Origin of the sequence: Streptomyces sp. PA03-3a (genome assembly GCF_033792735.1) — a bacterium.
In the GTDB taxonomy this organism is placed as follows: Bacteria; Actinomycetota; Actinomycetes; order Streptomycetales; family Streptomycetaceae; genus Actinacidiphila.
In genome coordinates, this window is sequence record NZ_JARAVM010000063.1 from 1 (window position 1) to 22,941 (window position 22,941).

General features: G+C 73.1%; 23 protein-coding genes, 1 tRNA gene and 1 pseudogene. 8 read left to right on the top strand and 17 right to left on the bottom strand.

The window, feature by feature from the left end:
* Together PV342_RS38965 and PV342_RS38970 are read right to left on the bottom strand one after the other, a co-directional pair.
* Positions 1–265, bottom strand: a pseudogene (locus PV342_RS38965) (exodeoxyribonuclease V); the annotation flags it as partial.
* Positions 266–305: 40 nt separating this feature from the next.
* Complete coding sequence (locus tag PV342_RS38970; RefSeq protein WP_329188769.1) at positions 306–1,286, bottom strand: aldo/keto reductase; 981 nt, start codon at positions 1,284–1,286, stop codon at positions 306–308.
* A gap of 126 nt (positions 1,287–1,412) precedes the next feature.
* Here PV342_RS38970 and PV342_RS38975 point away from each other — a divergent pair, with 126 nt between their 5' ends.
* Positions 1,413–2,465, top strand: a complete 1,053-nt coding sequence (locus PV342_RS38975) for an LLM class F420-dependent oxidoreductase (RefSeq protein WP_400807380.1) — start codon at positions 1,413–1,415, stop codon at positions 2,463–2,465.
* 44 nt (positions 2,466–2,509) lie between these two features.
* Here PV342_RS38975 and PV342_RS38980 read toward each other — a convergent pair whose 3' ends face one another.
* Complete coding sequence (locus PV342_RS38980; RefSeq protein ID WP_386995229.1) at positions 2,510–3,115, bottom strand: hypothetical protein; 606 nt, start codon at positions 3,113–3,115, stop codon at positions 2,510–2,512.
* 274 nt (positions 3,116–3,389) lie between these two features.
* On the opposite strand from PV342_RS38980, the gene PV342_RS38985 reads away from it, so the two are divergent.
* A complete protein-coding gene (locus PV342_RS38985) occupies positions 3,390–4,178 on the top strand; it encodes a ferritin-like domain-containing protein (RefSeq protein WP_400807373.1) in 789 nt (262 codons plus the stop codon).
* 51 nt (positions 4,179–4,229) lie between these two features.
* Here the strand turns inward: PV342_RS38985 and corA are convergent, their stop codons facing one another.
* Entirely contained in the window at positions 4,230–5,231 is a 1,002-nt protein-coding gene (gene corA / locus PV342_RS38990; RefSeq protein ID WP_018559031.1) for a magnesium/cobalt transporter CorA, read from the bottom strand.
* A 64-nt stretch (positions 5,232–5,295) separates the two neighbouring features.
* Here corA and PV342_RS38995 point away from each other — a divergent pair, with 64 nt between their 5' ends.
* From PV342_RS38995 to mshC, 4 genes are all read left to right on the top strand, one after another.
* A complete protein-coding gene (locus PV342_RS38995; RefSeq protein WP_386995223.1) occupies positions 5,296–5,994 on the top strand; it encodes a histidine phosphatase family protein in 699 nt (232 codons plus the stop codon).
* Positions 5,995–6,052: 58 nt separating this feature from the next.
* A complete protein-coding gene (locus PV342_RS39000; protein WP_078619872.1) occupies positions 6,053–6,649 on the top strand; it encodes a DUF3090 domain-containing protein in 597 nt (198 codons plus the stop codon).
* The gene (locus PV342_RS39005; RefSeq protein WP_386995221.1) at positions 6,607–7,443 is read left to right on the top strand and encodes an SCO1664 family protein; all 837 of its coding nucleotides are present in this window, start codon (positions 6,607–6,609) and stop codon (positions 7,441–7,443) included. Before PV342_RS39000 ends, PV342_RS39005 begins: the two co-directional genes overlap by 43 nt.
* Positions 7,444–7,512: 69 nt before the next feature.
* The gene (gene mshC, locus PV342_RS39010) at positions 7,513–8,742 is read left to right on the top strand and encodes a cysteine--1-D-myo-inosityl 2-amino-2-deoxy-alpha-D-glucopyranoside ligase (RefSeq protein WP_018559035.1); all 1,230 of its coding nucleotides are present in this window, start codon (positions 7,513–7,515) and stop codon (positions 8,740–8,742) included.
* Positions 8,743–8,841: 99 nt separating this feature from the next.
* On the opposite strand, the gene PV342_RS39015 is transcribed toward mshC, so the two are convergent.
* The 9 genes from PV342_RS39015 to PV342_RS39055 all read right to left on the bottom strand — a co-directional run bounded on the left by PV342_RS39015 (position 8,842) and on the right by PV342_RS39055 (position 16,068).
* The gene (locus tag PV342_RS39015; RefSeq protein ID WP_018559036.1) at positions 8,842–9,780 is read right to left on the bottom strand and encodes a PAC2 family protein; all 939 of its coding nucleotides are present in this window, start codon (positions 9,778–9,780) and stop codon (positions 8,842–8,844) included.
* A gap of 150 nt (positions 9,781–9,930) precedes the next feature.
* Positions 9,931–10,971, bottom strand: coding sequence for a hypothetical protein (locus PV342_RS39020; RefSeq protein WP_500320894.1), 1,041 nt, complete (start codon positions 10,969–10,971; stop codon positions 9,931–9,933).
* A 97-nt stretch (positions 10,972–11,068) separates the two neighbouring features.
* Positions 11,069–11,740, bottom strand: a complete 672-nt coding sequence (locus PV342_RS39025; protein WP_361009112.1) for a FadR/GntR family transcriptional regulator — start codon at positions 11,738–11,740, stop codon at positions 11,069–11,071.
* Between the two features lie 162 nt (positions 11,741–11,902).
* Positions 11,903–11,976 (bottom strand) — tRNA-Pro (locus PV342_RS39030).
* A gap of 65 nt (positions 11,977–12,041) precedes the next feature.
* Entirely contained in the window at positions 12,042–12,803 is a 762-nt protein-coding gene (locus PV342_RS39035) for a ferredoxin reductase (RefSeq protein WP_500320896.1), read from the bottom strand.
* Entirely contained in the window at positions 12,796–13,419 is a 624-nt protein-coding gene (locus PV342_RS39040) for a sulfite oxidase-like oxidoreductase (RefSeq protein ID WP_400807362.1), read from the bottom strand. Before PV342_RS39040 ends, PV342_RS39035 begins: the two co-directional genes overlap by 8 nt.
* On the bottom strand, positions 13,416–14,735 hold the full coding sequence (locus tag PV342_RS39045; protein WP_500320898.1) for an amidohydrolase: 1,320 nt from the start codon (positions 14,733–14,735) through the stop codon (positions 13,416–13,418). The genes PV342_RS39040 and PV342_RS39045 overlap by 4 nt, the downstream gene beginning before the upstream one ends.
* Positions 14,732–15,499 (bottom strand): phosphorylase family protein, encoded by a 768-nt coding sequence (locus tag PV342_RS39050; RefSeq protein ID WP_500320900.1) that lies wholly within the window; start codon positions 15,497–15,499, stop codon positions 14,732–14,734. The genes PV342_RS39045 and PV342_RS39050 overlap by 4 nt, the downstream gene beginning before the upstream one ends.
* Before the next feature lie 182 nt (positions 15,500–15,681).
* The gene (locus PV342_RS39055) at positions 15,682–16,068 is read right to left on the bottom strand and encodes a GntR family transcriptional regulator (RefSeq protein ID WP_018559045.1); all 387 of its coding nucleotides are present in this window, start codon (positions 16,066–16,068) and stop codon (positions 15,682–15,684) included.
* Positions 16,069–16,203: 135 nt separating this feature from the next.
* Here PV342_RS39055 and PV342_RS39060 point away from each other — a divergent pair, with 135 nt between their 5' ends.
* Positions 16,204–16,929 carry an ArsR/SmtB family transcription factor gene (locus PV342_RS39060; protein ID WP_500320902.1) on the top strand — a complete coding sequence of 242 codons (726 nt, stop codon included), beginning with the start codon at positions 16,204–16,206 and terminating at the stop codon, positions 16,927–16,929.
* Positions 16,926–17,753 (top strand): isocitrate lyase/PEP mutase family protein, encoded by an 828-nt coding sequence (locus PV342_RS39065; protein ID WP_500320904.1) that lies wholly within the window; start codon positions 16,926–16,928, stop codon positions 17,751–17,753. Before PV342_RS39060 ends, PV342_RS39065 begins: the two co-directional genes overlap by 4 nt.
* 54 nt (positions 17,754–17,807) lie before the next feature.
* On the opposite strand, the gene PV342_RS39070 is transcribed toward PV342_RS39065, so the two are convergent.
* The 4 genes from PV342_RS39070 to PV342_RS39085 form a co-directional block, all read right to left on the bottom strand.
* The gene (locus PV342_RS39070; RefSeq protein ID WP_361009131.1) at positions 17,808–19,418 is read right to left on the bottom strand and encodes a glycerol-3-phosphate dehydrogenase/oxidase; all 1,611 of its coding nucleotides are present in this window, start codon (positions 19,416–19,418) and stop codon (positions 17,808–17,810) included.
* Positions 19,419–19,425: 7 nt separating this feature from the next.
* Entirely contained in the window at positions 19,426–20,952 is a 1,527-nt protein-coding gene (gene glpK / locus PV342_RS39075) for a glycerol kinase GlpK (RefSeq protein WP_018559049.1), read from the bottom strand.
* A gap of 40 nt (positions 20,953–20,992) precedes the next feature.
* Positions 20,993–21,775 carry an MIP/aquaporin family protein gene (locus tag PV342_RS39080; protein WP_018559050.1) on the bottom strand — a complete coding sequence of 261 codons (783 nt, stop codon included), beginning with the start codon at positions 21,773–21,775 and terminating at the stop codon, positions 20,993–20,995.
* A 234-nt stretch (positions 21,776–22,009) separates the two neighbouring features.
* Entirely contained in the window at positions 22,010–22,774 is a 765-nt protein-coding gene (locus tag PV342_RS39085) for an IclR family transcriptional regulator (protein WP_386995202.1), read from the bottom strand.
* Positions 22,775–22,941: the final 167 nt, after the last annotated feature.

Consider the following 22,941-nt stretch of genomic DNA (forward strand, 5'->3'; position numbering starts at 1 on the left):
CGGCGACCGGGGCGGGGGAGGGGGCGGCCGCCGGCCGCGACACCGCGGGACGCGCGGGCCCGCCGCTCCTCGCGGGCGCCGCGGGGCGCTCCCCGCGCTCGATGGCCCGCACCGCCGCGGCCAGGTCCGTGAGTTCGGCGGGGAGCTGCGAACCGACGCCCTCGGTCGACGGCCGGGACCGCCGGGGAGCCGCGGTCTCCTCGCCGGCGGTCTCCTCCGGCTCGGCGCGGTCCTCGCGGTCGCGGTCTTCGCGGTCCTCGGTCACGGTGGCCTCCGTTGTACGGCGGACTACGGTCGGGGCCCGATCACAGCGTGCTCCAGTCGTGGTCCGGATAGCGGTGCACCGGCGCAGAGACGTCGTCCAGCGCCTGGCAGATCTCATCCGGAAGACTAAGGGTCTCCACTGACAACGCCGCAGCGAGCTGCCGGGCGTTGCGCGCCCCGACGATCGGCGCGGTGACGCCGGGGCGGTCCCGCACCCAGGCGAGCGCCACCTGCAGCGGGCTGGCGGCCAGCCCGTCGGCCGCTATGGCCAGCGCGTCCACGATGAGCCGGGCCGTCTCGTCGAGGTAGGGGGCGACGAAGGGCGCCATGTCCTCGGAGCCGCCGCGGGAGTCCTGGGGGGTCCCGTGCCGGTACTTGCCGGTCAGCACCCCGCGGCCCAGCGGGGAGGAGGGCAGCAGCCCCACCCCCAGGTCCAGCGCGGCGGGCAGCACCTCGCGTTCGATGCCGCGCTGGAGCAGCGAGTACTCCATCTGCGTGCTGGCCAGCGGTGTGCGCGCCGGCACGGCCTGCTGCCAGGTGGCCGCCTTGGCCAGCTGCCAGCCGCAGAAGTTGGACACCCCTACGTAGCGGGCCCGGCCGGAGCTCACGGCGAGGTCCAGGGCCTGCAGCGTCTCGTCCAGCGGGGTGGCCGTGTCGTACGCGTGCACCTGCCACAGGTCGACGTAGTCCGTGCCGAGCCGCTGCAGGGAGGCGTCCAGGGCGGTCAGCAGATGGCCGCGCGAGGCGTCGAAGCGGCGGTAGGGGTCGGGGACGCTGCCGGCCTTGGTGGCGATCACCAGGTCCGAGCGCGGCACCAGGTCCTCCACCAGCCGGCCGAGGAGGTACTCGGCGCCGCCGTCCCCGTACACGTCGGCGGTGTCCACGAGCGTGCCCCCGGCCTCCCAGAAGGCCTTGAGCTGGTCGGCGGCGTCGAGTTCGCCGGTGTCGCGCCCCCAGGTCAGCGTGCCGAGCCCGAGCCTGGACACGCGCAGTCCCGTACGGCCGAGGTGCCTTTGCTCCATGAGGGGTGAGATTACTGTGCGTCCGGGACCTTTGGGCAGGAGTGACGTACCCGACAGGCGCCGGCGCGCGCCCGGAGCGATAAGGTCCGGGGAACAAGGACGTTACTCATCGGTAAGGGGATCGCCATGCGGCTCGGGATCAACCTCGGCTACTGGGGCGCCGGGATGGACGCCGACAACCTCGCCGTGGCGCAGGAGGCCGACCGCCTCGGCTACTCCGTGTGCTGGGCGGCCGAGGCCTACGGCTCGGACGCGCCCACCGTGCTGTCCTGGGTCGCCGCGCAGACCGAGCGCATCGACGTCGGTTCGGCCATCTTCCAGATCCCGGCCCGTACGCCCGCGATGACGGCGATGACCGCCGCCACCCTCGACTCCCTGTCCGGCGGCCGCTTCCGGCTGGGCCTGGGTGTCTCCGGCCCGCAGGTCTCCGAGGGCTGGTACGGCGTGAAGTTCGACAAGCCGCTGGCGCGCACGCGCGAGTACGTCGACATCGTCCGCAAGGCGATGTCGCGGGAGCGGCTGAGCCACGAGGGCGAGCACTGGACGCTGCCGCTGCCCGGCGGCCCCGGCAAGGCGCTGAAGCTGACGGTGCACCCGGTGCGCGAGCGCATCCCGCTGTACATCGCCGCGATCGGCCCGAAGAACCTGGAGCAGACCGGCGAGATCGCCGACGGCGCGCTGCTGATCTTCCCCTCCGCCGCCCACCTGGAGGACACCGCGCTCCGCCACATCCGGGCCGGCCGCGAGAAGGCGGGGAAGACGATGGACGGCTTCGACGTCTGCCCGACCGTGCCGCTCGCCGTCGGTGCGGACGTGGACGCGCTCGCCGACCTCTTCCGCCCCTACACCGCCCTGTACGTGGGCGGGATGGGCAGCCGCAAGCAGAACTTCTACAACCGGCTCGCGCAGCGCATGGGGTACGAGAAGGAGGCCGCCGAGATCCAGGACAAGTACCTGGCCGGCGACAAGGACGGCGCCGCCGCCGCGATCCCTCGCGAACTCATCGACTCCACCACCCTGCTGGGCTCGGTGGAGCGGATCGCCGACCGGATGCAGGCCTACGCGGCGGCAGGTGTCACCACGCTCACCCTGGCCCCGGCCGGGTTCACCCTGGACGAGCGGGTCGCCGCGCTGCGCGCGGGCGTCGAGGCGCTGGAGCGCGCCGGACTCGCTCAGTAACCGGCCCGCCCCCGCGGCGGCGGGCCTTCGGCGCCGGTCCCGGGTCAGCCCGGGACCAGGCGCCCCATCATCCGCCCGAAGGCGATCAGCCGCGCTATCTGGCCGGCCCCGCCGTCGTCGAGGGACTTGCTGAAGCGGAAGGACTCCGGGCGGAAGCGGGCGGAGGCGACCGTGCCGTCGCCGTCCCCGCGCACCGCGCTCAGTTCGTGCGGCATGGAGGTGGCCAGCACCACGTACACCCCGCGGTCGATCCGCCGGCCCTGCTCGTCGCGGCCCACCAGGGTGCGCATGCCGACGTGGCCGATCGCCTCCAGGGGCAGCACCTGCACGGAGGAGTCCACCACCCGCCCGCCCGGGGCGTCCTCGTCGGCGACCTCCTCGCTGTGCCACAGGACGAGACGCCGGCCGTCGCAGACCGCGGCCTCCTGCCACACCGAGGTGCCGGCCTCCGTCAGGTCGACGACGCGTTCGAGGGTGAAACCGCGGACCCGCCGCCGGCCCAGGACGCCGTCGATCGCCTCGAGGGCCACGTCGGCGTGGAGGAAGTAGGCGCGTGCCGCGTCGTCAAGGCGTGGGTAAGGGGCCCAGTCCGATCCCGCCGGGCCTCCGGGACGTGCCGTCGTCCGGCTGCGCGTCGCCTTGCTGAACATGTCTTGGTCGTAACCCCTCCGAGGGGCTATGAAATCACGGGCACTTCGGCCGGCGGCGGGGCCCCTCGGTTTCCGCGGCCGTGGTGGGGGCTCGGGGGTCTTCCCCGCCACGGCCGTCACCAAACACAACGCCCGGGAGCCCCAGGGGTTACGTCTCCGCTCCCGTACGGCCCTCATCCGTTCGGCCGAGTTGACGCCCGGGCCTGTTGCCTCATGCTTTGCGGGCGACTTGACTCGTCTTTTGCGTATGCCCGATTCGCGCAGGAGGTACGTCATGCTCTCCGCCCGGAGTCTGTTCCAGGAGATCCTCGACAACGACGACTCCTTCCGGTTGTTCTGCTCGATCGCCGCCAGCGGTGAGTCGCAGGGCGGCTGGGAGAACGGCAGGATCGCCGCGCTGGTCCCCGAGTCGCAGAGCGAACTGGCCCCCAAGATCGCCCGGCACGGCGCCGACGAGGACAAGCACGGCCGGATCTTCCACGCCCTGTTGCGCAAGCGCGGCCTCGAACCCGTCCCGGTCCCCCCGGACACCGACTACACCATGCTCCTCGAGCGCGGCGGCATCGGCCTCGCCCACGACAAGCTGCGCCGCGACGAGCCCCTGACGGTGCAGGACGTTGTCACCTACCTCGCCCACAGCCGGGTCACCGAACAGCGCGCCTCCGAGCAGATGGCCCTGCTCACGAAGCACTTCGCCGGCCACGCCGACATCGGCAGGGCGGTCCGCATGATCTCCGCCGACGAGGACAACCACCTCGCCTACTGCCACGAGGAACTGCTGAGGTTCGCCGAGGCCGGGCACGGGGCCGCCATCGAGCACGTCCTGCGCGAGTGCGCCCGCGCCGAGATCCGCATCTACCGCGACGTCAGCCTCGCCGTCATGGACCACATGGGCCGGATCCTCGGCTGGTCCGGGGCGAAGGCCGCGGTGCTGCGGGCCGGCATCCACGGGGTCCACGCGTACGAACGCCTGGGCGGCTGGCGGCGGATGGTCAGTCTCGTCATGCCCCAGCGCCGCGACGCCCTCGGTGGTCCCGAACCCGCGGCGGAACCGGCGGTCTGAGCGGCCTCCCCGTCCCCGCCGCACGCGACCCGCGCGGGGCAGGGCGGGCGTTCAGAGCCAGCCGTGCCGTTTGAACATCCGGTACAGCAGGATCTCCGACACGGCGATGACCGCCAGGACCGCGGGATACCCCCACACCTGGTGGAGTTCGGGCATGTAGCGGAAGTTCATGCCGTAGATGCCCGCGATCATGGTGGGCACCGCCGCCATGGCGGCCCACGACGAGATCTTGCGCATGTCGTCGTTCTGCCGCACCCCCACCTGGGTCAGATGGGAGCTCAGCACATCGCTGAGCAGCCGGTCGAGGCTGTCCACCTGCTCGTTGGCCCGGGTCAGGTGGTCGGCCACGTCGCGGAAGAAGGGCTGTGTGCTCGCCGCAACGTGCGGCACCGTGCCCGCCGACAGCCTGATCATCGGCTGCATCAGCGGCGCGGTCGCCCGCCGGAACTCCAGCAGTTGGCGCTTGAACCCGTAGATCCGGCTCGCCGTGCTCTCGGCGCCCCGGCGCGCGACGGACCTTCGGCCCTCCGGCGCGAAGACCTCCGTCTCCAGGTCCTCCAGGTCGGCCTGGAGATCGGCCGCGACCACCATGTAGTCGTCGACCACGGTGTCGCTGATGGCGTACATCACCGCGGTCGGCCCGTGCTTGAGGACCTCGTGCTCCGCCTCCAGGCGGTGGCGGATCTCACCCGGGGCGATGGCCTCGCCGTGGCGCACGGTGACGACGAAGCCCTCCCCGACGAAGATCATCAGCTCGCCCGCGGTGACCTTGTCGTGCTCGTCGTCGTACGAGACCGGCTTGAGTACCAGGAACAGCGAGCCCTCGTACACCTCCAGCTTGGGCCGCTGGTGGGCGCAGAGCGCGTCCTCGACGGCCAGCGGGTGCAGGCCGAACTCGCGGCTGACGAGGTCGAACTCCTTCTCCGTCGGCTCGTACAGGCCGATCCACACGAAACCCCCCTCCGTCGACCGCGCCGCGTCGAGCGCGTCGGAGAGGTCGTCGGGAGCGGCAGTGCGCTCCCCGTCGCGATAAATGGCGCAGTCGACGATCACACCTGTCTTCTTCCGCGTTACGTCGGCGCCACACCGGACAACCGGTGGTCGTATGGTTGCGGTCATGCCCACCGTGATCCTGGTCCGGCACGGCCGGTCCACCGCCAACGCGGAGAAAGTGCTGGCCGGACGGCTCCCCGGAGTCGCCCTCGACGAGACCGGACGTGACCAGGCCGCGGCGCTCGCGGCCCGGTTGGCGGGGCTGCCGCCGGCGGCCGTCGTCACCAGTCCCCTGCAGAGGTGCCGGGAGACCGTGCAGCCGCTGCTGGACGCCCTGCCCGACGTGCCGCTCCACGTCGAGGAGCGGATCTCGGAGTGCGCCTACGGCGACTGGAGCGGCCGCAAGATCGCCGAGCTGGCCGACGAGCCGCTGTGGGGCGTCGTCCAGCGCTACCCCTCGGCCGCCGTCTTCCCCGGCGAGGGGGGCGAGTCGGTGCGCGCCATGCAGGCACGCGCCGTCGACGCGGTGCGCGAGTGGAACGCCCGCATCGAGGAGAGCCACGGGCCCGACGCCCTCTACGTGGTGTGCTCGCACGGCGACGTCATCAAGTCCATCGTCGCCGACGCCCTCGGCATGCACCTCGACCTCTTCCAGCGCATCGCCGTCGACCCCTGCTCGGTCACCGCGATCCGCTACACCGCGGAGCGGCCCTTCCTGCTCCGGCTCGGCGACACGGGCAGCCTGGAAGGCCTGCGTCCGAGGGAGCGGCCCACCGCGGCCCCGGGCGACGCGGAGGTCGGGGGCGGTGCGGGCGCACCGTGATCAGCTTCCGCAGTAGGGTGGACCGAACCCCGAAGACACCGAACTAACGGAGCAGGACGTGCCTCGTCAGGTGTTCCTCTATGACAAGCCCGAACGCTTCGTCGCCGGCACCGTGGGCCAACCGGGCCAACGCACCTTCTTCCTGCAGGCCAGCGCCGCCGGCCGGACGACCAGTGTCGCGCTGGAGAAGACCCAGGTCGAGGCACTCGCCGAGCGCATCGACGAGCTGCTGGACGAGGTCGTGCGCCGCACGGGCGGCGCCGCCCCCGTGCCCGCCGTGGCCCCCACGGAGCTGCTCGACAACAAGCCGCTCGAGGTCCCCGTCGACGAGGAGTTCCGGGTCGGCACCATGGCCCTGGCCTGGGACGGCGCCGAGGAACGGATGATCCTGGAGGCCCAGGCGCTGGTCGAGATCGAGGCGGAGGACGAGGAGGACCTCGAAGCGGCCGAGGAGATGCTCCTGCAGGACGACGAGAACGGGCCCCCGCTGCTGCGGGTGCGCCTGACCGGCGCCCAGGCCCGCTCCTTCGCCAAGCGCGCCCTCGACGTCGTCGCGGCCGGCCGCCCGCCCTGCCCGCTGTGCAGCCTGCCCCTGGATCCGGAAGGACACGTATGCCCGCGTCAGAACGGGTACCGGCGGTCGGCGACGGCCTGAACGGGGACATAGCCGCGGAGCTGCTCGCGCACGGTGAACTGACCGTGCGCGGGCGGCTGCGGGACGCCTCCAACGCGGTCCTCTACTGCGCGGTCGAGCACGACGGCGTGCGCGCCCACTGCGTGTACAAGCCGGTGGCCGGTGAGCGGCCGCTGTGGGACTTCCCCGACGGGACGCTCGCCCAGCGCGAGGTCGCCGCCTACCTGGTCTCCGAGGCCACCGGCTGGGGCCTGGTGCCGCCGACCGTGCTGCGCGACGGACCGTACGGCGAGGGCATGGTGCAGCTGTGGATCGAGACCCCGGAGGAGGGCGGCGAAGGCCTCCTCGCCCTCGTCGAGGGGGAGGAACCCGGCGAGGGCTGGAAGGCCGTCGGCTTCGCCGAGGTCGGCGAGGGCCGCACCGCGCTGCTGGTGCACGCCGACGACGCCCGGCTGCGCCGGCTCGCCGTCCTGGACGCCGTGATCAACAACGCCGACCGCAAGGGCGGCCACCTGCTGCCGGCCGCCGACGGGCAGCTGTACGCGATCGACCACGGCGTGACCTTCAACACGGAGAACAAGCTGCGCACCCTCCTGTGGGGCTGGGCCGGCGAACCGCTCACCGACGAGATCGCCGAGGTCCTCGGCAAGCTCTCCGCGGAGCTCGCCGACGGCGGCCTCGGGGCCCGGCTGGCGGAACTCATCACGCCCGCCGAGCTGGACGCGCTCCGGAACCGCGTCGCCGGGCTGCTCGCCTCCGGACGTCACCCGGAGCCCTCGGGGGAGTGGCCCGCCATCCCCTGGCCCCCCATCTGAGGGTCCGGGTCCGCCGTCGCGAGCGCCCACCGGTCGTTTGTGGATCACGCGGGCGGTTAATCTCATGACATGCATGCCTGGCCCGCTTCCGACGTCCCTGCCCTCCCGGGCACCGGGCGCGACCTCCGCCTCCACGACACCGCGACCGGTGGCCCGGTAACCCTGAGCCCCGGTCCGGTCGCCCGCATCTACGTGTGCGGGATCACCCCCTACGACGCCACCCACATGGGTCACGCGGCCACCTACAACGCGTTCGACCTCGTGCAGCGGGTGTGGCTCGACACGAAGCGCCAGGTCCAGTACGTCCAGAACGTCACCGACGTCGACGACCCGCTGCTGGAGCGCGCCGACAAGACCGGCGAGGACTGGACGGCCCTCGCCGAGCGCGAGACGACCCTTTTCCGAGAGGACATGACCGCCCTGCGGATGCTGCCGCCCGCCCACTACATCGGCGCGGTCGAGGCCATCCCGGGGATCGTCCCGCTGGTCGAGCGGCTGCGCCAGGCCGGCGCCGCGTACGAGCTGGACGGCGACATCTACTTCCACGTCGGCTCCGACCCGCACTTCGGCGGCGTGTCCCACCTGGACGCGGCCGCGATGCGCGCGCTGTCGGCCGAGCGGGGCGGCGACCCGGACCGCCCGGGCAAGAAGAACCCCGTCGACCCGATCCTGTGGCTCGCCGCCCGCGAGGGGGAGCCCAGCTGGGACGGCGGCAGCCTGGGCCGGGGCCGCCCCGGCTGGCACATCGAGTGCGTCGCCATCGCCCTGGACCACCTCGGCATGGGCTTCGACGTGCAGGGCGGCGGCTCCGACCTCGCCTTCCCGCACCACGAGATGGGCGCCTCGCACGCCCAGGTGCTCACCGGCGAGTTCCCCATGGCGAAGGCCTATGTGCACGCCGGCATGGTCGCGCTGCACGGCGAGAAGATGTCCAAGTCCAAGGGCAACCTCGTCTTCGTCTCCCAGCTGCGCCGCGACGGGGTGGACGCGGCGGCCATACGGCTCAGCCTGCTCGCCCACCACTACCGCGAGGACTGGGAGTGGACCGACGCGGTGCTCTCCGACGCGGTGGAGCGCCTGGCCCGCTGGCGCGCCGCCGTCTCGCGGCCCGACGGCCCGCCGGCCGACGCGCTGGTGGAGGAGATCCGCGAGGCGCTCGCCGACGACCTGGACGCCCCCGCCGCGCTCGCCGCGGTGGACCGGTGGGCCGCCCGGCAGGAGACCGAGGGCGGCACGGACACCGGCGCCCCCGGCCTGGTCTCCCGCGCCGTGGACGCGCTGCTCGGCGTCGCGCTCTGACACGCGCACGGAAGCGGCCCGGCCGCCGCCCCCTGTGCGGGGCGGCGGCCGGGCCGCTTCCATGACTGCCCGGGTTTCCCCGGGGCGGCGCCGCGCGGGTCACTCCCCGTCGGCGCCGTCCTCCTTCTCGTCCCGGTCGTCCTTGGGCTTCTGCGACATGTCCCGCAGGTAGGGGCCCGCGTCGGACTCGCCCGCCTGCGGGTCGCGGCGCCGCAGATAGCGCTCGAACTCGCGGGCGATGGCCTCGCCCGAGGCCTCCGGAAGCTCCGCCGTGTCGCGGGCCTCCTCCAGCGTCTGGACGTACTCGGCGACCTCGCTGTCCTCGGCCGCCAGCTGGTCCACGCCGACCTGCCAGGCGCGCGCGTCCTCCGGCAGCTCGCCGAGCGGGATGCGCAGGTCCAGCAGGTCCTCCAGACGGTTGAGCAGCGCCAGGGTCGCCTTCGGGTTCGGCGGCTGCGACACGTAGTGCGGCACGGCCGCCCACAGGCTGACCGCCGGGATGCCGGCGTGGGTGCAGGCCTCCTGGAGGATGCCGACGATGCCGGTGGGGCCCTCGTAGCGGGACTCCTCCAGGCTGAGCGCGGTCGCCAGGTCCGGGTCGGAGGTGACGGCCGTGACCGGCACCGGACGGGTGTGCGGGGTGTCGCCCAGGAGGGCGCCCATCACGACCACCATCTCGATGCCGAGCTCATGGGCGAAGCCCAGGATCTCGTTGCAGAAAGAGCGCCAGCGCATGCTGGGCTCGATGCCCCGTACGAGGACGAGGTCACGTGGCTTGGGGGTCTCGATGCGGATGACGGACAGCCGCGTGGTGGGCCAGGTGATCCGCCGTGCTCCGCCGTCCATCCAGACCGTGGGGCGGTTGACCTGGAAGTCGTAGTAGTCCTCGGCGTCCAGCGCGGCGAACACCTCGCCCTTGAACTCCCGGTCCAGATGCCCGACCGCGGCGGAGGCGGCGTCCCCGGCGTCGTTCCAGCCCTCGAACGCGGCCACCATGACCGGGTCGATCAGCTCGGGAACCCCCTCGAGCTCGATCACCCAGCGCCTCCTTCCGGCCGGAAGGGGGATGGTGCCACCCCCGCCGGCTGCCGTTCCTTCGCGTGCTGCACCAGCCTACGGCTTCGCGGGACAGGTGCCGCCGCCTTCGTAGGGGGATGATCCCCAGAGTCATCGGAGGTACGCGTCCGGTCAGCCACCGCTCCACGCGGAGCGGTACGCGGCCCAGTCGGCCGGGGTCGCGGCGAAGTCGACGTACAGCGCGAGTCCGAAGCGCTCACGGGAGGGCGCCTCACGGGCGAGGCCGAGCCGGGCGCCGCGCACGGCGGCCGTGACGGTCTCGGCCCAGGCATGGCGGCCCAGGTTGTTCGTGTGGTACCCCGGCAGGCCGACGAGCAGGTCGGTCCCCTGCGGCGTCACCTCCAGGGCGAGCGCGGTCTGCTGGGCCACGTAGCCGCCGTACAGGCCCTCCAGGGGCAGGGCGGTGTCGTAGGTCATCATCGCGACCTGGTCCACGCGCCGGGCCACCTCCCCGAAGTAGTGCTGGGACCACCACTTGGGGTGATTGAACAGCGGGCCGCTGACCGAGTGCAGGGAGGGGAGCGGGTCGATCTGGTGGGTCGCGACCGACAGCGGCACGCCGCGGGCGGCGGTGAGCCGGTGCACCGCGTCCAGCAGCGCGAGGAACCCGCGGTCGTCGGAGTACATCGGCTCCAGGTCCAGGTGCACCCCGTCGAACCCGGCCGCCAGGACCTGGGCGGCGCTGTCCCGTATCCGGGCGCGGGCCGCCGGGTCGTCCAGGTGCAGGCCCTCGGAACCGTCGTGCGACAGGACCTGGCCGAGCCACGCCTGGACGCGGACCCCCGGCAGCACCGTGTGCATCCGGTCGATCATGTCCCGCGCGCCCGGGTACAGCCCTGCGTCGAGGCTGCCGTCGAACTCCAGGGGCCCGGTGTGCACGTACAGGTCCCGGGTGCCGCTGCCGCGCAACTCCCGGGCCAGCGACTCGAGGTCGGCCCCGTCCCGCTCCCCGTCGATCCAGGCGTGGCCCAGCCACACCGCGTTCCGGTCGCGGTTGCCGCCGGCACCGGAAGCGTCGCCGGTGTACTCCAGGCGCAGGGCGACCCCGGCGGCGAGCACCGGGAGGAGGACGGCGAGCACGACCAGCAGCGCGCCGCGGCGCAGCGTACGGGCCGAGGGGCGGCGCAAGCGCAGCCTGAAGCGTGGATTCATCCGATCCCTCTTCTCGATCACTCTTACGAAGGACCGGACGCACCCCGGCACGGCGCGGTTCGCCGGCCGGCGGGATCCGCCGGGGACCCGCCGGGTCTCAGAGCGTGGAGCGCAGCCACTGCTCCACGCTGGCGACGTGCACGGTCGCCCAGGACCGCGCGGCCTCCGCGTCCCGGTCGCGCAGGGCCGCCAGGATGGCACGGTGCTCGTGCAGGGTGCGGCTGACCGCGTCCTCCTGCGTCAGCCCGCGCCAGATCCGGGCCCGTGTGGTCGGCCCGGACAGCCCGTCCAGCAGCGAGCACAGCACCGAGTTGCCCGAGGCCTGCACGATGCCCCGGTGGAACTCCAGGTCGCACGCGACCAGTTCCTCCACCGACGGCGCCGTCCCGAGCGCCTCCAACTGCTCGGTCAGGGCCTCCAGCTGGGAATCGGCGATGCGCGTGGCCGCCATCGCCGTGGCCGCGGGCTCCAGGATGCGGCGCACCGCGAGAAACTCAAGGACGGTGTCGTCGCGGTGGAAGTCCACCACGAAGCTCAGCGCCTCCAGCAGCAACTGCGGGTCCAGGCTGGTGACATAGGTGCCGTCGCCCTGGCGTACGTCCAGGATCCTGATCAGGGACAGCGCGCGGACCGCCTCGCGCAGGGAATTGCGCGACAGCCCGAGATCCGCGGCGAGTTCGCTCTCCTTGGGGAGCCGGTCGCCGGGGCGCAGCGCGCCGGAGACGATCATCTCCTTGATCTTCTCGATCGCCTCGTCGGTGACCGCCATGAGCCCCTCGCCTCCCCGGACATCCGATGTATCGGGCCATTATGCCCGCACCACCCGAGGCCGGTGGCCTTCCGCGGGAAAGGGATCCCGCCGAGGGGCCGCCGAGCACGCGAAGGCCGTGTCCGCTGCTGCGAACACGGCCTGTGACCTGCGACATCACCGTCGGGACGACAGGATTTGAACCTGCGACCCCTTGACCCCCAGTCAAGTGCGCTACCAAGCTGCGCCACGTCCCGGTGAGCTCTCCCGGAGCGCTGCCCCGGAAGATCACGTAAAGAGGAGAATACCCGAACCTCGCTGATCAGCCGAATCGCTCGATCCGGATCCGGTCCAGCGGCTGCCCGCCGGCCGCCAGCAGGCGCGAGGCGTGCTCGGCGAAACCGTTGCCGCCGCACACGTACGCCTCCCAGCCGCCCGGCGGCGGATCGGCCAGCAGCGGGGCCAGATGGGTGGCGGTGAGGCGGCCCTCGGCGCGGGTGAGCAGCACCTGCGTCTCCGGACCGTACTCGGCGCCGTAGATCAGATCCTCGCGGGTGCGGGCCGAGACGATCAGCCGCAGCGGCACGTCAAGACCGCGCAGCCGGTGGTGGCGCACCATCGACATCAGCGGGACGACACCCGATCCGGCGCCCAGCAGCAGCGCCGGGTGGTCCCCGGTCCAGGCGAAGAAGCCGCTGTGCGGGCCGCGGACCTCGACGGCGTCACCCGGCCGGGCCACGGTGTGCAGGTGCCCGGAGACCTCGCCGCCGGCCACGTGGTCGAGCGTCAGCTCGATGTGGCCGGAGGCGTCGGGGGCGGAGGCGACCGAGTAGTTGCGCTGCGCCGTGTAGCCGTCGGGGGCCGTGAGGCGCAGCGTCAGGTACTGGCCGGGAAGATGGCCCGCCCAGCCGGGCACCGCGAGCCGGAAGGTGGCGGCGCGCGGGGTCTCCCGGCGGATCTGAGTGATCACCGCGCGCCGCCAGACCGACGACGCGGCCTCGGGCACGGCGATCCGGCCGGGGACCGCGAACCGGGCGGGCGGGACGAACGCCGGGGCGGGCGCGGGGGCGACGAGGTCAGTCATGGGCGTAGCGCTGCTCCTGCCAGGGATTGCCCCGGTGGTGGTAGCCGTTCTGCTCCCAGAAGCCGGACTCGTCGTGGTCGAGCAGGCGCAGCCCCGCGATCCACTTCGTGCTCTTCCAGAAGTACAGGTGCGGGACGACCAGCCGCGCCGGGCCGCCGTGCTCGGGGGCGAGCGGCGCGCCGTCGTACTCCCAGACGATCCAGGCGCGGCCGCCGGTGACGTCCGCGAGCGGCAGGTTGGCGGCGTAGCCGGTGTGGGACCAGGCGACGACATGGGTGGCGGCGGGGGAGGGGCCCGCGGCCTCGAGGAAGGCGTCGACCGACACCCCGCCGAAGCGCACGCCGAACTTGGACCAGCCGGTCACGCAGTGGATGTCGCCCCGGTACTCGGAGCCGGGCAGCGCGTGCGCCGCCTCCCAGTCCCAGGTGCGCGGGCCGTCCACCAGGCCGTCCACCCGGAACGTCCAGTCCCCGGTGGCGATCGTGGGCGTGACCTCGGCGGACAGGACCGGCCAGGTGTCGCGGGCGTCGTACTGGCCGGGAGGCAGCCGCGGATCGCGGTCGGCGGCACGGCTGCGCCCGGTGAAGCCGCGGGTGGGTTCGACGGCGGAGGTCATGCGGGGTGCTCCCGCTCCAGCGCCTCCAGCTCGCGCAGCGCGGCTGGTTCGTCGAGGGTGAGCAGCACCCGGTCGCGCATGAGGACCCGGCCGTCGACGACGGTGTCCCGTACGTCCGCGGCCGCGGCCGCGTACGCCAGCATCGACCAGGGGTCGTGGCGCGGCGCGAGGTGTGGCCCGCCGAGGTCGAGGACGGCCAGGTCGGCGCGCTTGCCCGGCTCCAGGGACCCGAGGTGGTCGGCGAGGCCCAGCGCGCGGGCGGCCTCGATCGTCGCCATCCGTACCGCCTGCTGCGCGCCGACGGCGGTCGGGTCGCCGCCTGCCTTGTGCACCAGCGCCGCGGCCCGCACCGCGCCCAGCACGTCGAGGGTGTTGGAGCTCACCACGCCGTCCGTGCCGAGGCCGACGGTGACCCCGGCGGCCAGCAGCTCGGGGACGCGCGCGATGCCGCAGCCCAGCTTCAGGTTGGATACCGGGCAGTGCGCGACGGACGTGCCGGTCCTGGCCAGGGCGGCTATCTCGCCGTCGGTCAGGTCCACGGCGTGCGCCAGCAGCACGTCGGGCCCGAGGACACCGAGCGAGTCCAGCAGCTCGACCGGCCGCTTGCCGTGCGCCTCGACCACCATCGCGACCTCGGCGGCGTTCTCCGCGGCGTGGATGTGCAGCAGCGCGCCGTGCTCGCGGGCGAGCGAGGCGATCGCGACGAGCTGCTCGGGGCCGAGGGTGTAGGCGCTGTGCGCGAAGACCACCGGCCGGGTGCCCGGCACGGGGGCGGTGCGCGCGGCCAGGTCGCCCGCGGCCCAGGCCATGCGGTCGCCGTACGGGCGGCCGTCCGGCGGCCCGGGCACGTCCATGAAGGTCGGACCGGCCAGCAGCCGCCAGCCCGCCGCCCGCGCGGCCTCCTCGGCGGCCTCGTGGAACCAGTACATGTCCAGGCCCGTGGTGACGCCGGCCCGTACGCTCTCCGCCACGGCGACCCGCACGCCCGCGGCCACCGCCCGCGGCGAGAGCAGCTCGGCCTCGCGGGGGATCACCCGGGCCAGGAACTCCTGCAGGTCCACGTCGTCGGCGAGGCCCCGCAGCAGGGTCATCGCCAGATGGGTGTGGGTGTTGACCAGCCCGGGGAGCACCAGGCACCCCGTCGCGTCGATCTCCTCGGCGGCGCGGTGGGCCGCGCGCACCTCCTCCGCCGGGCCGACGGCGACGATCTCGCCGTCCCGTACGGCGACCGCGCCGTCGGTGACGACGGTGCCCGCCGCGTCGACGGTCAGCACATCGCCGCCGTGCACCAGCAGATCGGCGTCCTGAGCGCTCACTTCTCGTCGCTTCCGTACTCGGTGGCCAGCAGATGCAAGGCGTCCAACGTTACCCGGCTGCCGCGGGCGACCCCCTCGGCGACCACCGCCCGGTGCGGGTCGTAGCCGCCGGTGGCCTCCAGGTCGACCAGGTCGTCGGCGTTGGCGCCGTCGACGACCAGCGCCCCGCCGGCCACCAGTCCGCGTGTCGAGGCCAGCACCAGCAGCGCCGACAGCTCCATCTCGATCGCGGCGATCCCGGCCGCCGCGTACGCCGCGCCGGGCAGCGGCAGGAAGCCCGGCTGGAAGGCCGCACGCGTCCACACCACGCCCCGGTGGTGCGGCGCCTGCGCCGCCCGCGCCGCCCGCTGCAGCGCCAGCACCGCCTCCGGTGCGGCGAACGCCGGGTACTCCGGCGGCAGCAGTTGCTGCGTCACGCCGTCGTCCCGCACCGCGGCCTCGGCGATCACCAGGTCGCCGTCGCCTATGCCGGTGCGGATGGCGCCGGCCGTGCCGAGGCGCAGGATCGTGCCGACGCCGGCCTCCGCCAGCTCCTGGAACAGGCACATGGCGCCCGGCCCGCCGACCCCGTGCGAGGACACCACGACGGGGGTGCCCTTCCAGGTACCGGTGAAGGTGCGGTACTCGCGATGGTGCGACACCTCACGCGGGTCCGTGAGCAGGGCGGCGACCTCCGCCGAGCGCGCCGGATCGCCCACGACGACCGCGTGCGCGGGCAGGCCGCGTCGCGGGATGCGGGAGATGGGCAGCTGATCCGTGGTCATCGGGCCTCCGGGCCGGGCGGGACGATGCTGTGCGGATCACCCTATGGCCCCGGCTCAGACCGTCCGGCGGCGGAGCAGCGCGAAGGCGGCCCAGCGGACACACGACGCCGCCGCGGGGCGCGGCGACCCCGCGTCGAGCGCGGGCACCGCCGGCCTGTCCGGCGCGCTGCCCGCTTCCCGGCTCATCTCTCCCCCTCGGAGAACTCACGGTCCAGTACGGACTGGAACAACGCCGCCGCGTCCTCGCGGTCGAGGCCCGCGGTGCGCGCACGGCGCATCCAGTCGGCCAGTTCGCCCGCGAGCGGCGAGTCGGCCGGGCCGGCGCCCAGCGACTTCTGGACGAATGTGCCCAGGCCGCGGCGCGCCTCCACCAGGCCCTCGCGCTCCAGCTCGCGGTACGCCTTGAGCACGGTGTTCGGGTTGACGGCGGTCGCCTCGACGACCTCGCGGGCCGTCGGCAGCCGGTCGCCGGGCTCCAGGAGGCCGAGCCGCAGGGCCTGTTTGGTCTGCTGGACGATCTGGAGGTACGTGGCGACCCCACTGCGGCGGTCGATGCGGAACTCGACCATGCGCGAAACACCCTTTCACTAAGCAAGTGGTGAAAGGGTGGGGCCTGGGCTGACGTCCTGTCAAGCCGCGGACGGCGGAGAGCGCCCACCGACACTTCGGCGTGCGCCGAAACGTCCGGGGAGCATCCTGGGGACATGGTGCGAGACGACCACGCCGGAAGTGCCCTCGCCGCCCTCGCGGCGCTGCTCGCGGACGAGACGCGGGCCGTGATGTGCCTGGCGCTGCTCGACGGCCGGGCCTGGACCGCGGGGGAGCTGGCCCGGTACGCGGGAGTGGCGCCCTCGACCGCCAGCGAGCACCTCGGGCGGCTCGTCACCGGCGGGCTGCTTGCCGAGGAGCGCCAGGGCCGGCACCGCTACGTACGCCTCGCCGACGCCCGTACCGCGCAACTCGTCGAGGACCTCGCCGCGCACGCCGGGCCACCGGCCCCCGCGCCCCGCACCCTCGCCCAGGCGGGCGCCCGGAGCGCCATGGCCCGCGCCCGGACCTGCTACGACCACCTCGCCGGACGCCTGGGCATCCTCGTCACCGACGCCCTGACCCGGCGCGGACTGCTCGACCAGAGCACCGGCTTCGCCCTCACCGACGAGGGCGTGCGGTGGTTCACCGGGCTCGGAGTCGACCTGGCCGCCGCACGCACCGGCCGCCGTCCGCTCGCCCGGCCCTGCCTGGACTGGACGGAGCGCCGCCCGCACCTCGCGGGCGTCGCCGGGGCCGCGCTGTGCGGACACGCCCTCGCCTCGGGCTGGTGCGTACGCATCGGCAGCGGCCGGGCGCTGCGGCTCACCGCGCGGGGCCGCACGGCCCTCCACACCCATCTGGGCATCGCGCCCGACGCCTTGGAGGCACCCACCGCATGAACCGCTTCGAGGCCTTCCGCGCCCTCCACCGGGCCGGCCGCCCGCTCTTCCTGCCCAATGCCTGGGACCGCGCCTCCGCCGCCGCCCTCGCCGCCCGCGGCTTTCCCGCGATCGGCACCAGCAGCCTGGGCGTGGCCGCCGCCGCGGGCCTGCCGGACGCGGCCGGCGCCACCCGGGAGACGACCCTGTGGCTCGCCCGCGACCTCGTCCGGCTGCCCGTGCTGGTCAGCGTCGACATCGAGGGCGGCTTCGGCCCCACGCCCGAGGACGTCGCCGAACTCGCCGCCGACCTCGAACGGCTGGGCGTCGCCGGCGTCAACATCGAGGACGGCCTCCCCGGCGGAGCGGGCCTGAACGACCCCGCGCTGCAGTGCGAGCTGATCACGGCGATCAAGCGCACCGCTCCCGGGCTCTTCGTCAACGCCCGCACCGACACCCACTGGCTCGGCACCCCCGAGGACCCGCGGGACGAGACCCGCCGCCACGCCGCCGCCTACCTCGCGGCCGGCGCCGACGGGATCTTCGTGCCCGGCCTGGCCCACGAGGGCCCGATCGCCGCGCTCGCCGACGGACTCGGTGCCCCGCTCAACGTCCTGCTCCCGCAGGGCGGCCCGGGGCTCTCCCGCCTCGCCGCCCTCGGGGTGAGCCGCGTCAGCACCGGCTCACTGCTCTTCCGCGCCGCGCTCCACGCCGCCGTGGACACCGCCGGCCGCGCCCTGGAGGGCGCGCCGCTCCCGGCGGGCCTGCCCTCGTACGCCGACGCCCAGGACCTGGCGGCCGCCTACGTCCCGCCGGAGACGCGGCGGCCCGGGCGTCCGGGGTGAGCGGGGAGGTCTTCCGCTCACCCCGGGGCGCCCGGGCCCACGGGGCGGGGGGTGTCAGTCGCGCCGGCCGGCCAGCAGCGACTCGACCCGCTCCCGGACGTCCGCGGTGTCCAGGCCGCGCACCGTCAGGGTGGTGCGGCGACGCAGCACGTCGTCCGCCGTCTGCGCCCACTCGTGGTCGCGGGCGTACACGACCTGGGCCCAGATCTCCGGGCCGTCCGGGTGTATCCGCTCGCCGAGCGCGGGGTCCTCGTTGGCCAGCCGGGCGATGTCGAAGGACAGCGCGCCGTAGTGGGTGGCCAGGTGACGGGCCGTCAGCGGGTCGAGGCGCTGACCCGGCTCCCGGTCCACCAGCAGCCGGTGGGCGACCGCGTTGGGGTTGGCGACGCCCGGCAGCGGGACCCGCCGGGGCAGGCGGTCCAGCGGCTCCATGTCCTCGTTCAGCGGGCCGCCGGGCAGCTTGGCGAGCTTGGCCATGACCGTGCGCCCGATGTGCCGGTACGTGGTCCACTTGCCGCCCGCGACCGACAGCATGCCGCCGCTGCCCTCGGTCACGACCGTCTCGCGCTTGGCTTTCTCCACGCCCCCCGGGCCGCCGGGCAGCACCCGCAGGCCCGCGAAGGCGTAGGTGATCAGGTCGCGGGACAGGTGCTCGTCCCGCACCGAGTGGGCGGCCTCGTCCAGGATCTGGCTGATGTCGGCCTCGGTGGCCCGCACGTCGGCCGGGTCGCCGGTGTACTCCTCGTCGGTGGTGCCCAGAAGGAGCTGGTCCTCCCAGGGCAGGGCGAAGGTGATGCGGTACTTGTCGATCGGGGTCGCCATGGCGGCCCGCCACGGGGCCTTGCGCTTCAGGACGATGTGGGCGCCCTTGGACAGCCGGATGCTGGGAGCGGCGCCCTTGTCCTCCATCCGCCGCAGGTGGTCGACCCACGGGCCGGTCGCGTTGAGCACCAGCCGCGCGTCGACGCCGAACTCGGTGCCGTCCAGGCGGTCCTTCAGTTCGGCGCCGGTGACCCGGCCGTGCGTGAAGCGAAGACCGGTGACCTCGGCGTGGTTGAGGACGACGGCACCCGCCTCGACGGCGGCGCGCACCGTCATGACCGCCATCCGCGAGTCGTTCATCTGGTGGTCGTAGTAGACGGCGACGGCCTTGAGGTTCTCCGTGCGCAGGGCGGGGTTGGCGGCCGCGGCCCTGGCCGGGGAGATGACCCGGCCCACCCCGTCGCCGAAGGCGGACAGCGCCGAGTAGGCGAAGACACCCGCCCCGAGCTTGGCGGCCCCGACCGGGCCGCCCCGGTAGACCGGCAGATGGAAGGTGAGCGGGTTGACCAGGTGCGGAGCCACGTCCCTGGCCAGGACCCGCCGTTCCATGTGGTTCTCCGCCACCAGCTTGACCGCGCCGGTCTGCAGGTAGCGCAGGCCGCCGTGCACGAGCTTGGAGGAGGCGGAGCTGGTGGCGCCGGCGAAGTCGCCGGCGTCCACCATCGCGACCCGCAGCCCCGACTGCGCGGCGTGCCATGCCACGGAGGTGCCCAGGATGCCGCCGCCGACGACCAGCAGGTCGTAGGTGGCGCGGCTCAGCAGTTCCCGGGTCTCGGCGCGGCCCGGGTTGCGGCCGGCGGTCGGATGCGTCCCGAGAGCCGGGACGCGCTGCAGGGTGGTCATGATCGGTTCACTTCTCCTCTTCGATCCAGCCCATGGTGCGCTCGACGGCCTTGAGCCAGTTCTTGTACTCGCGGTCGCGGGTGCCCTCGTCCATGCGGGGGGTCCATTCGGCGGCCCGGCGCCAGTTGGCGCGCAGTTCATCGGTGTCGGACCAGAAGCCGACGGCCAGGCCGGCGGCGTAGGCCGCGCCCAGGCACGTGGTCTCGGCGACCAGCGGGCGTACGACGGGTGCGTCCAGGAAGTCGGCGAGGGTCTGCATCAGCAGGTTGTTCGCCGTCATGCCGCCGTCGACCTTGAGCGCGGTGAGCTCCACGCCCGAGTCCTTGGTCATCGCGTCGACGATCTCGCGGGTCTGCCAGGCGGTCGCCTCCAGCACCGCGCGGGCGATGTGCGCCTTGGTGACGTATCGGGTGAGGCCGGTCATCACACCGCGGGCGTCGGAACGCCAGTACGGGGCGAACAGACCGGAGAAGGCCGGCACGAAGTAGGCGCCGCCGTTGTCCTCTACCGACAGCGCCAGGGTCTCGATCTCGGCCGCGGTCTTGATCAGGCCCATCTGGTCGCGCATCCACTGCACCAGCGAACCGGTGACCGCGATCGAGCCCTCCAGGGCGTACACCGGCTTCTGGTCGCCGATGCGGTAGCCGACGGTGGTGATCAGGCCGTTGTAGCTGTTGATCGGCTTCTCGCCGGTGTTCATCAGCAGGAAGGTGCCGGTGCCGTAGGTGGACTTGGCCTCGCCCTCGGAGAAGCAGGTCTGGCCGAACAGGGCCGCCTGCTGGTCGCCGAGCGCGGAGGCCACCGGCACGCCGGCCAGGGCTCCGGAGGCGGCGGAGCCGTACACCTCGGCGGAGGAGCGGATCTCCGGCAGCACCGCGGCGGGGACGCCGATCGACTCCAGGATCTTCTGGTCCCAGTCGAGGGTGTGCAGGTTCATCAGCAGCGTGCGGGAGGCGTTGGTCACGTCGGTGACGTGGTGCCCGCCGTCGACACCGCCGGTGAGGTTCCAGATCACCCAGCTGTCCATGGTGCCGAAGAGGATCTCGCCGGCCTCGGCGCGCTCGCGCAGGCCCTCGACGTTGTCGAGCAGCCAGCGGATCTTCGGACCGGCGAAGTAGGAGGCCAGCGGCAGGCCGGTCTCGCGGCGGAAGCGGTCCTGCCCGACGTTGCGGCCGAGCTCCTTGCACAGGGCGTCCGTACGGGTGTCCTGCCAGACCAGGGCGTTGTGCACCGGCTCGCCGGTGTTCTTGTCCCACAGGACGGTGGTCTCGCGCTGGTTGGTGATGCCGATCGCCTTGACGTCGGCGGAGGTGATGCCGGCCTTGCTGACCGCCTCCTCGACGACCTCCTGCACATTGGTCCAGATCTCGGCCGCGTCGTGCTCGACCCACCCCGGCTTGGGGAAGATCTGCTCGTGCTCCTTCTGGCCGACGGAGACGATCCGGCCGTCCTTGTCGAAGATGATGCAGCGCGAGGACGTGGTGCCCTGGTCGATGGCCGCGATGAACGGGCCTGTGGTGTGGGCGTCGGTCACGGTGTGCTCCTCAGGTCCTTGGGATGTCGGGGGCTGCTTCTCAGAATGCGATCTTGTAGAGGCCGGCGGCGAGGGCCGAACCCACGATCGGGCCGACGACGGGTATCCAGGCGTAGCGCCAGTCGGAGCCGCCCTTGTTGGGCAGCGGCAGCAGGGCGTGCACGATGCGCGGACCGAGGTCGCGTGCGGGGTTGATGGCGTATCCGGTCGGCCCGCCCAGCGAGAGGCCGATGCCGACGACGACCAGTGCGACCATCAGGGTGCCGGTACCGGAGACCGCGAGGCCCTTGGTGAGGCCGAGGGTCAGGATGAAGAGCACCAGGACGAAGGTGCCGATGATCTCCGTGGCGAGGTTCTGCGCGACGTTGCGGATCTCGGGGCCGGTGGAGAATATGCCCAGCACCGGGCCGGGGCCCGTGGTCTGCTTCTCGGCCGCCGCGGTGGCCTGCGCCCCCGGACCGCCGGTGATCTCGGCGTCGGTCAGATGGGCCTGGAACTGGCCGTAGTAGGTGATCCACACCAGGGTCGCGCCGATCATCGCGCCGAGCATCTGGCCGGCCAGGTAGACCGGGACCTTGCTCCACTCGCCGCTGTCGATCGCGAGACCGATCGTGACCGCGGGGTTCAGATGGGCGCCGGAGAGGGAACCCGAGATGTAGGCGCCGGCCAGGACCGCGAAGCCCCAACCGAAGGTGATGGCCACCCAGCCGGCGTTACGGGCCTTGGAACTCTTGAGGGTGACAGCCGCGCAGACGCCGCCGCCGAGGAGGATCAGAACAGCGGTACCGATGGTCTCGCCGATGAAGATGTGGTCGCTGGACACTCGCGACTCCTTTGTCCTTCGTCCAGGGGAAGGCGGACCCCGGTCCCGTTCCGGAGTCCGTGGGCCTGTCACCAGGCCCTCGGCGGTCCCACGGTTACGTACACCTTACCGACTCCGTCGGCTGGTGTTCGACAATGTCGACCGTCGAACGAGAGTGTTCTCCTGCGTGACCGGACCCGTCAAGGGTTCGTCAGGTTGCGGAAAGGTCTCCGAGTCGGCGCGTCCGGCCGGCCGTCAGAAGCGGCCGGCGCCCAGGTCGCGGGAGACCGCCCTGGCGCAGTCCCGTACCGCCGCGACCAGTTGGGGCCTGATCTCGCCGTCCGCGCAGACCCGTTCGACCGCGCCGGTGACGGCCACCGCCCCCACGGTCATGCGGTGCCGGTCGTGGATGGGGGCGGCGATGGACGCCACACCGTCCCAGGTCTCCTCCAGGTCGGCGCTCCAGCCACGGGCGCGGGTGAGATCGAGCACACCCTCGAACGCCGCGTCGTCGGTGACGGTGCGCGCGGTCAGCGGCTCCCGCTCCAGCTCGGCCGCCTCGCTGTGCGCGACCGGGTCGTAGGCCGACAGCACCTTGCCGAGCGCGCTGCTGTGCAGCGGGTGCATCGCCCCGACCTCCAGCACCTGCCGGCTGTCGTCGGGACGGAAGACGTGGTGGACGATGAGCACCCCCTGCTGGTGCAGCACGCCCAGGTAGACGGCCTCGCCGCTGGAGCGCGCCAGGTCGTCGGTCCACACCAGGGCGCGGGCCCGCAGCTCGTGCACGTCCAGGTAGCTGTTGCCCAGCCGCAGCAGCTCCGCCCCCAGCTGGTAGCGGCCGGAGAGCGGGTCCTGCTCGACGAAGCCCTCCTGCTGCAGCGTGCGCAGGATGCCGTGCGCGGTGCCCTTCGCCAGACCCAGGGAGGAGGCCACGTCCGACAGGCCGAGCCTGCGCTCTCCGCCGGCCAGCAGGCGCAGGATCGCGGCCGCCCTGGCGAGCGACTGGATGGGACCTGGCATGAACAACCCCTCCGTAAGAACGACCACGCGCCGGTTTGCATGATTCGACAATGCTGAACGATGGCAGACGATGCCGACCGTCATCATCCCAGAGAAGAGTGTCGCACCGCCGTCCGCCCCTCGGAATGCCCTGCGGCGGAATCCGGGGTCTTGGCTACGCTGGCCTG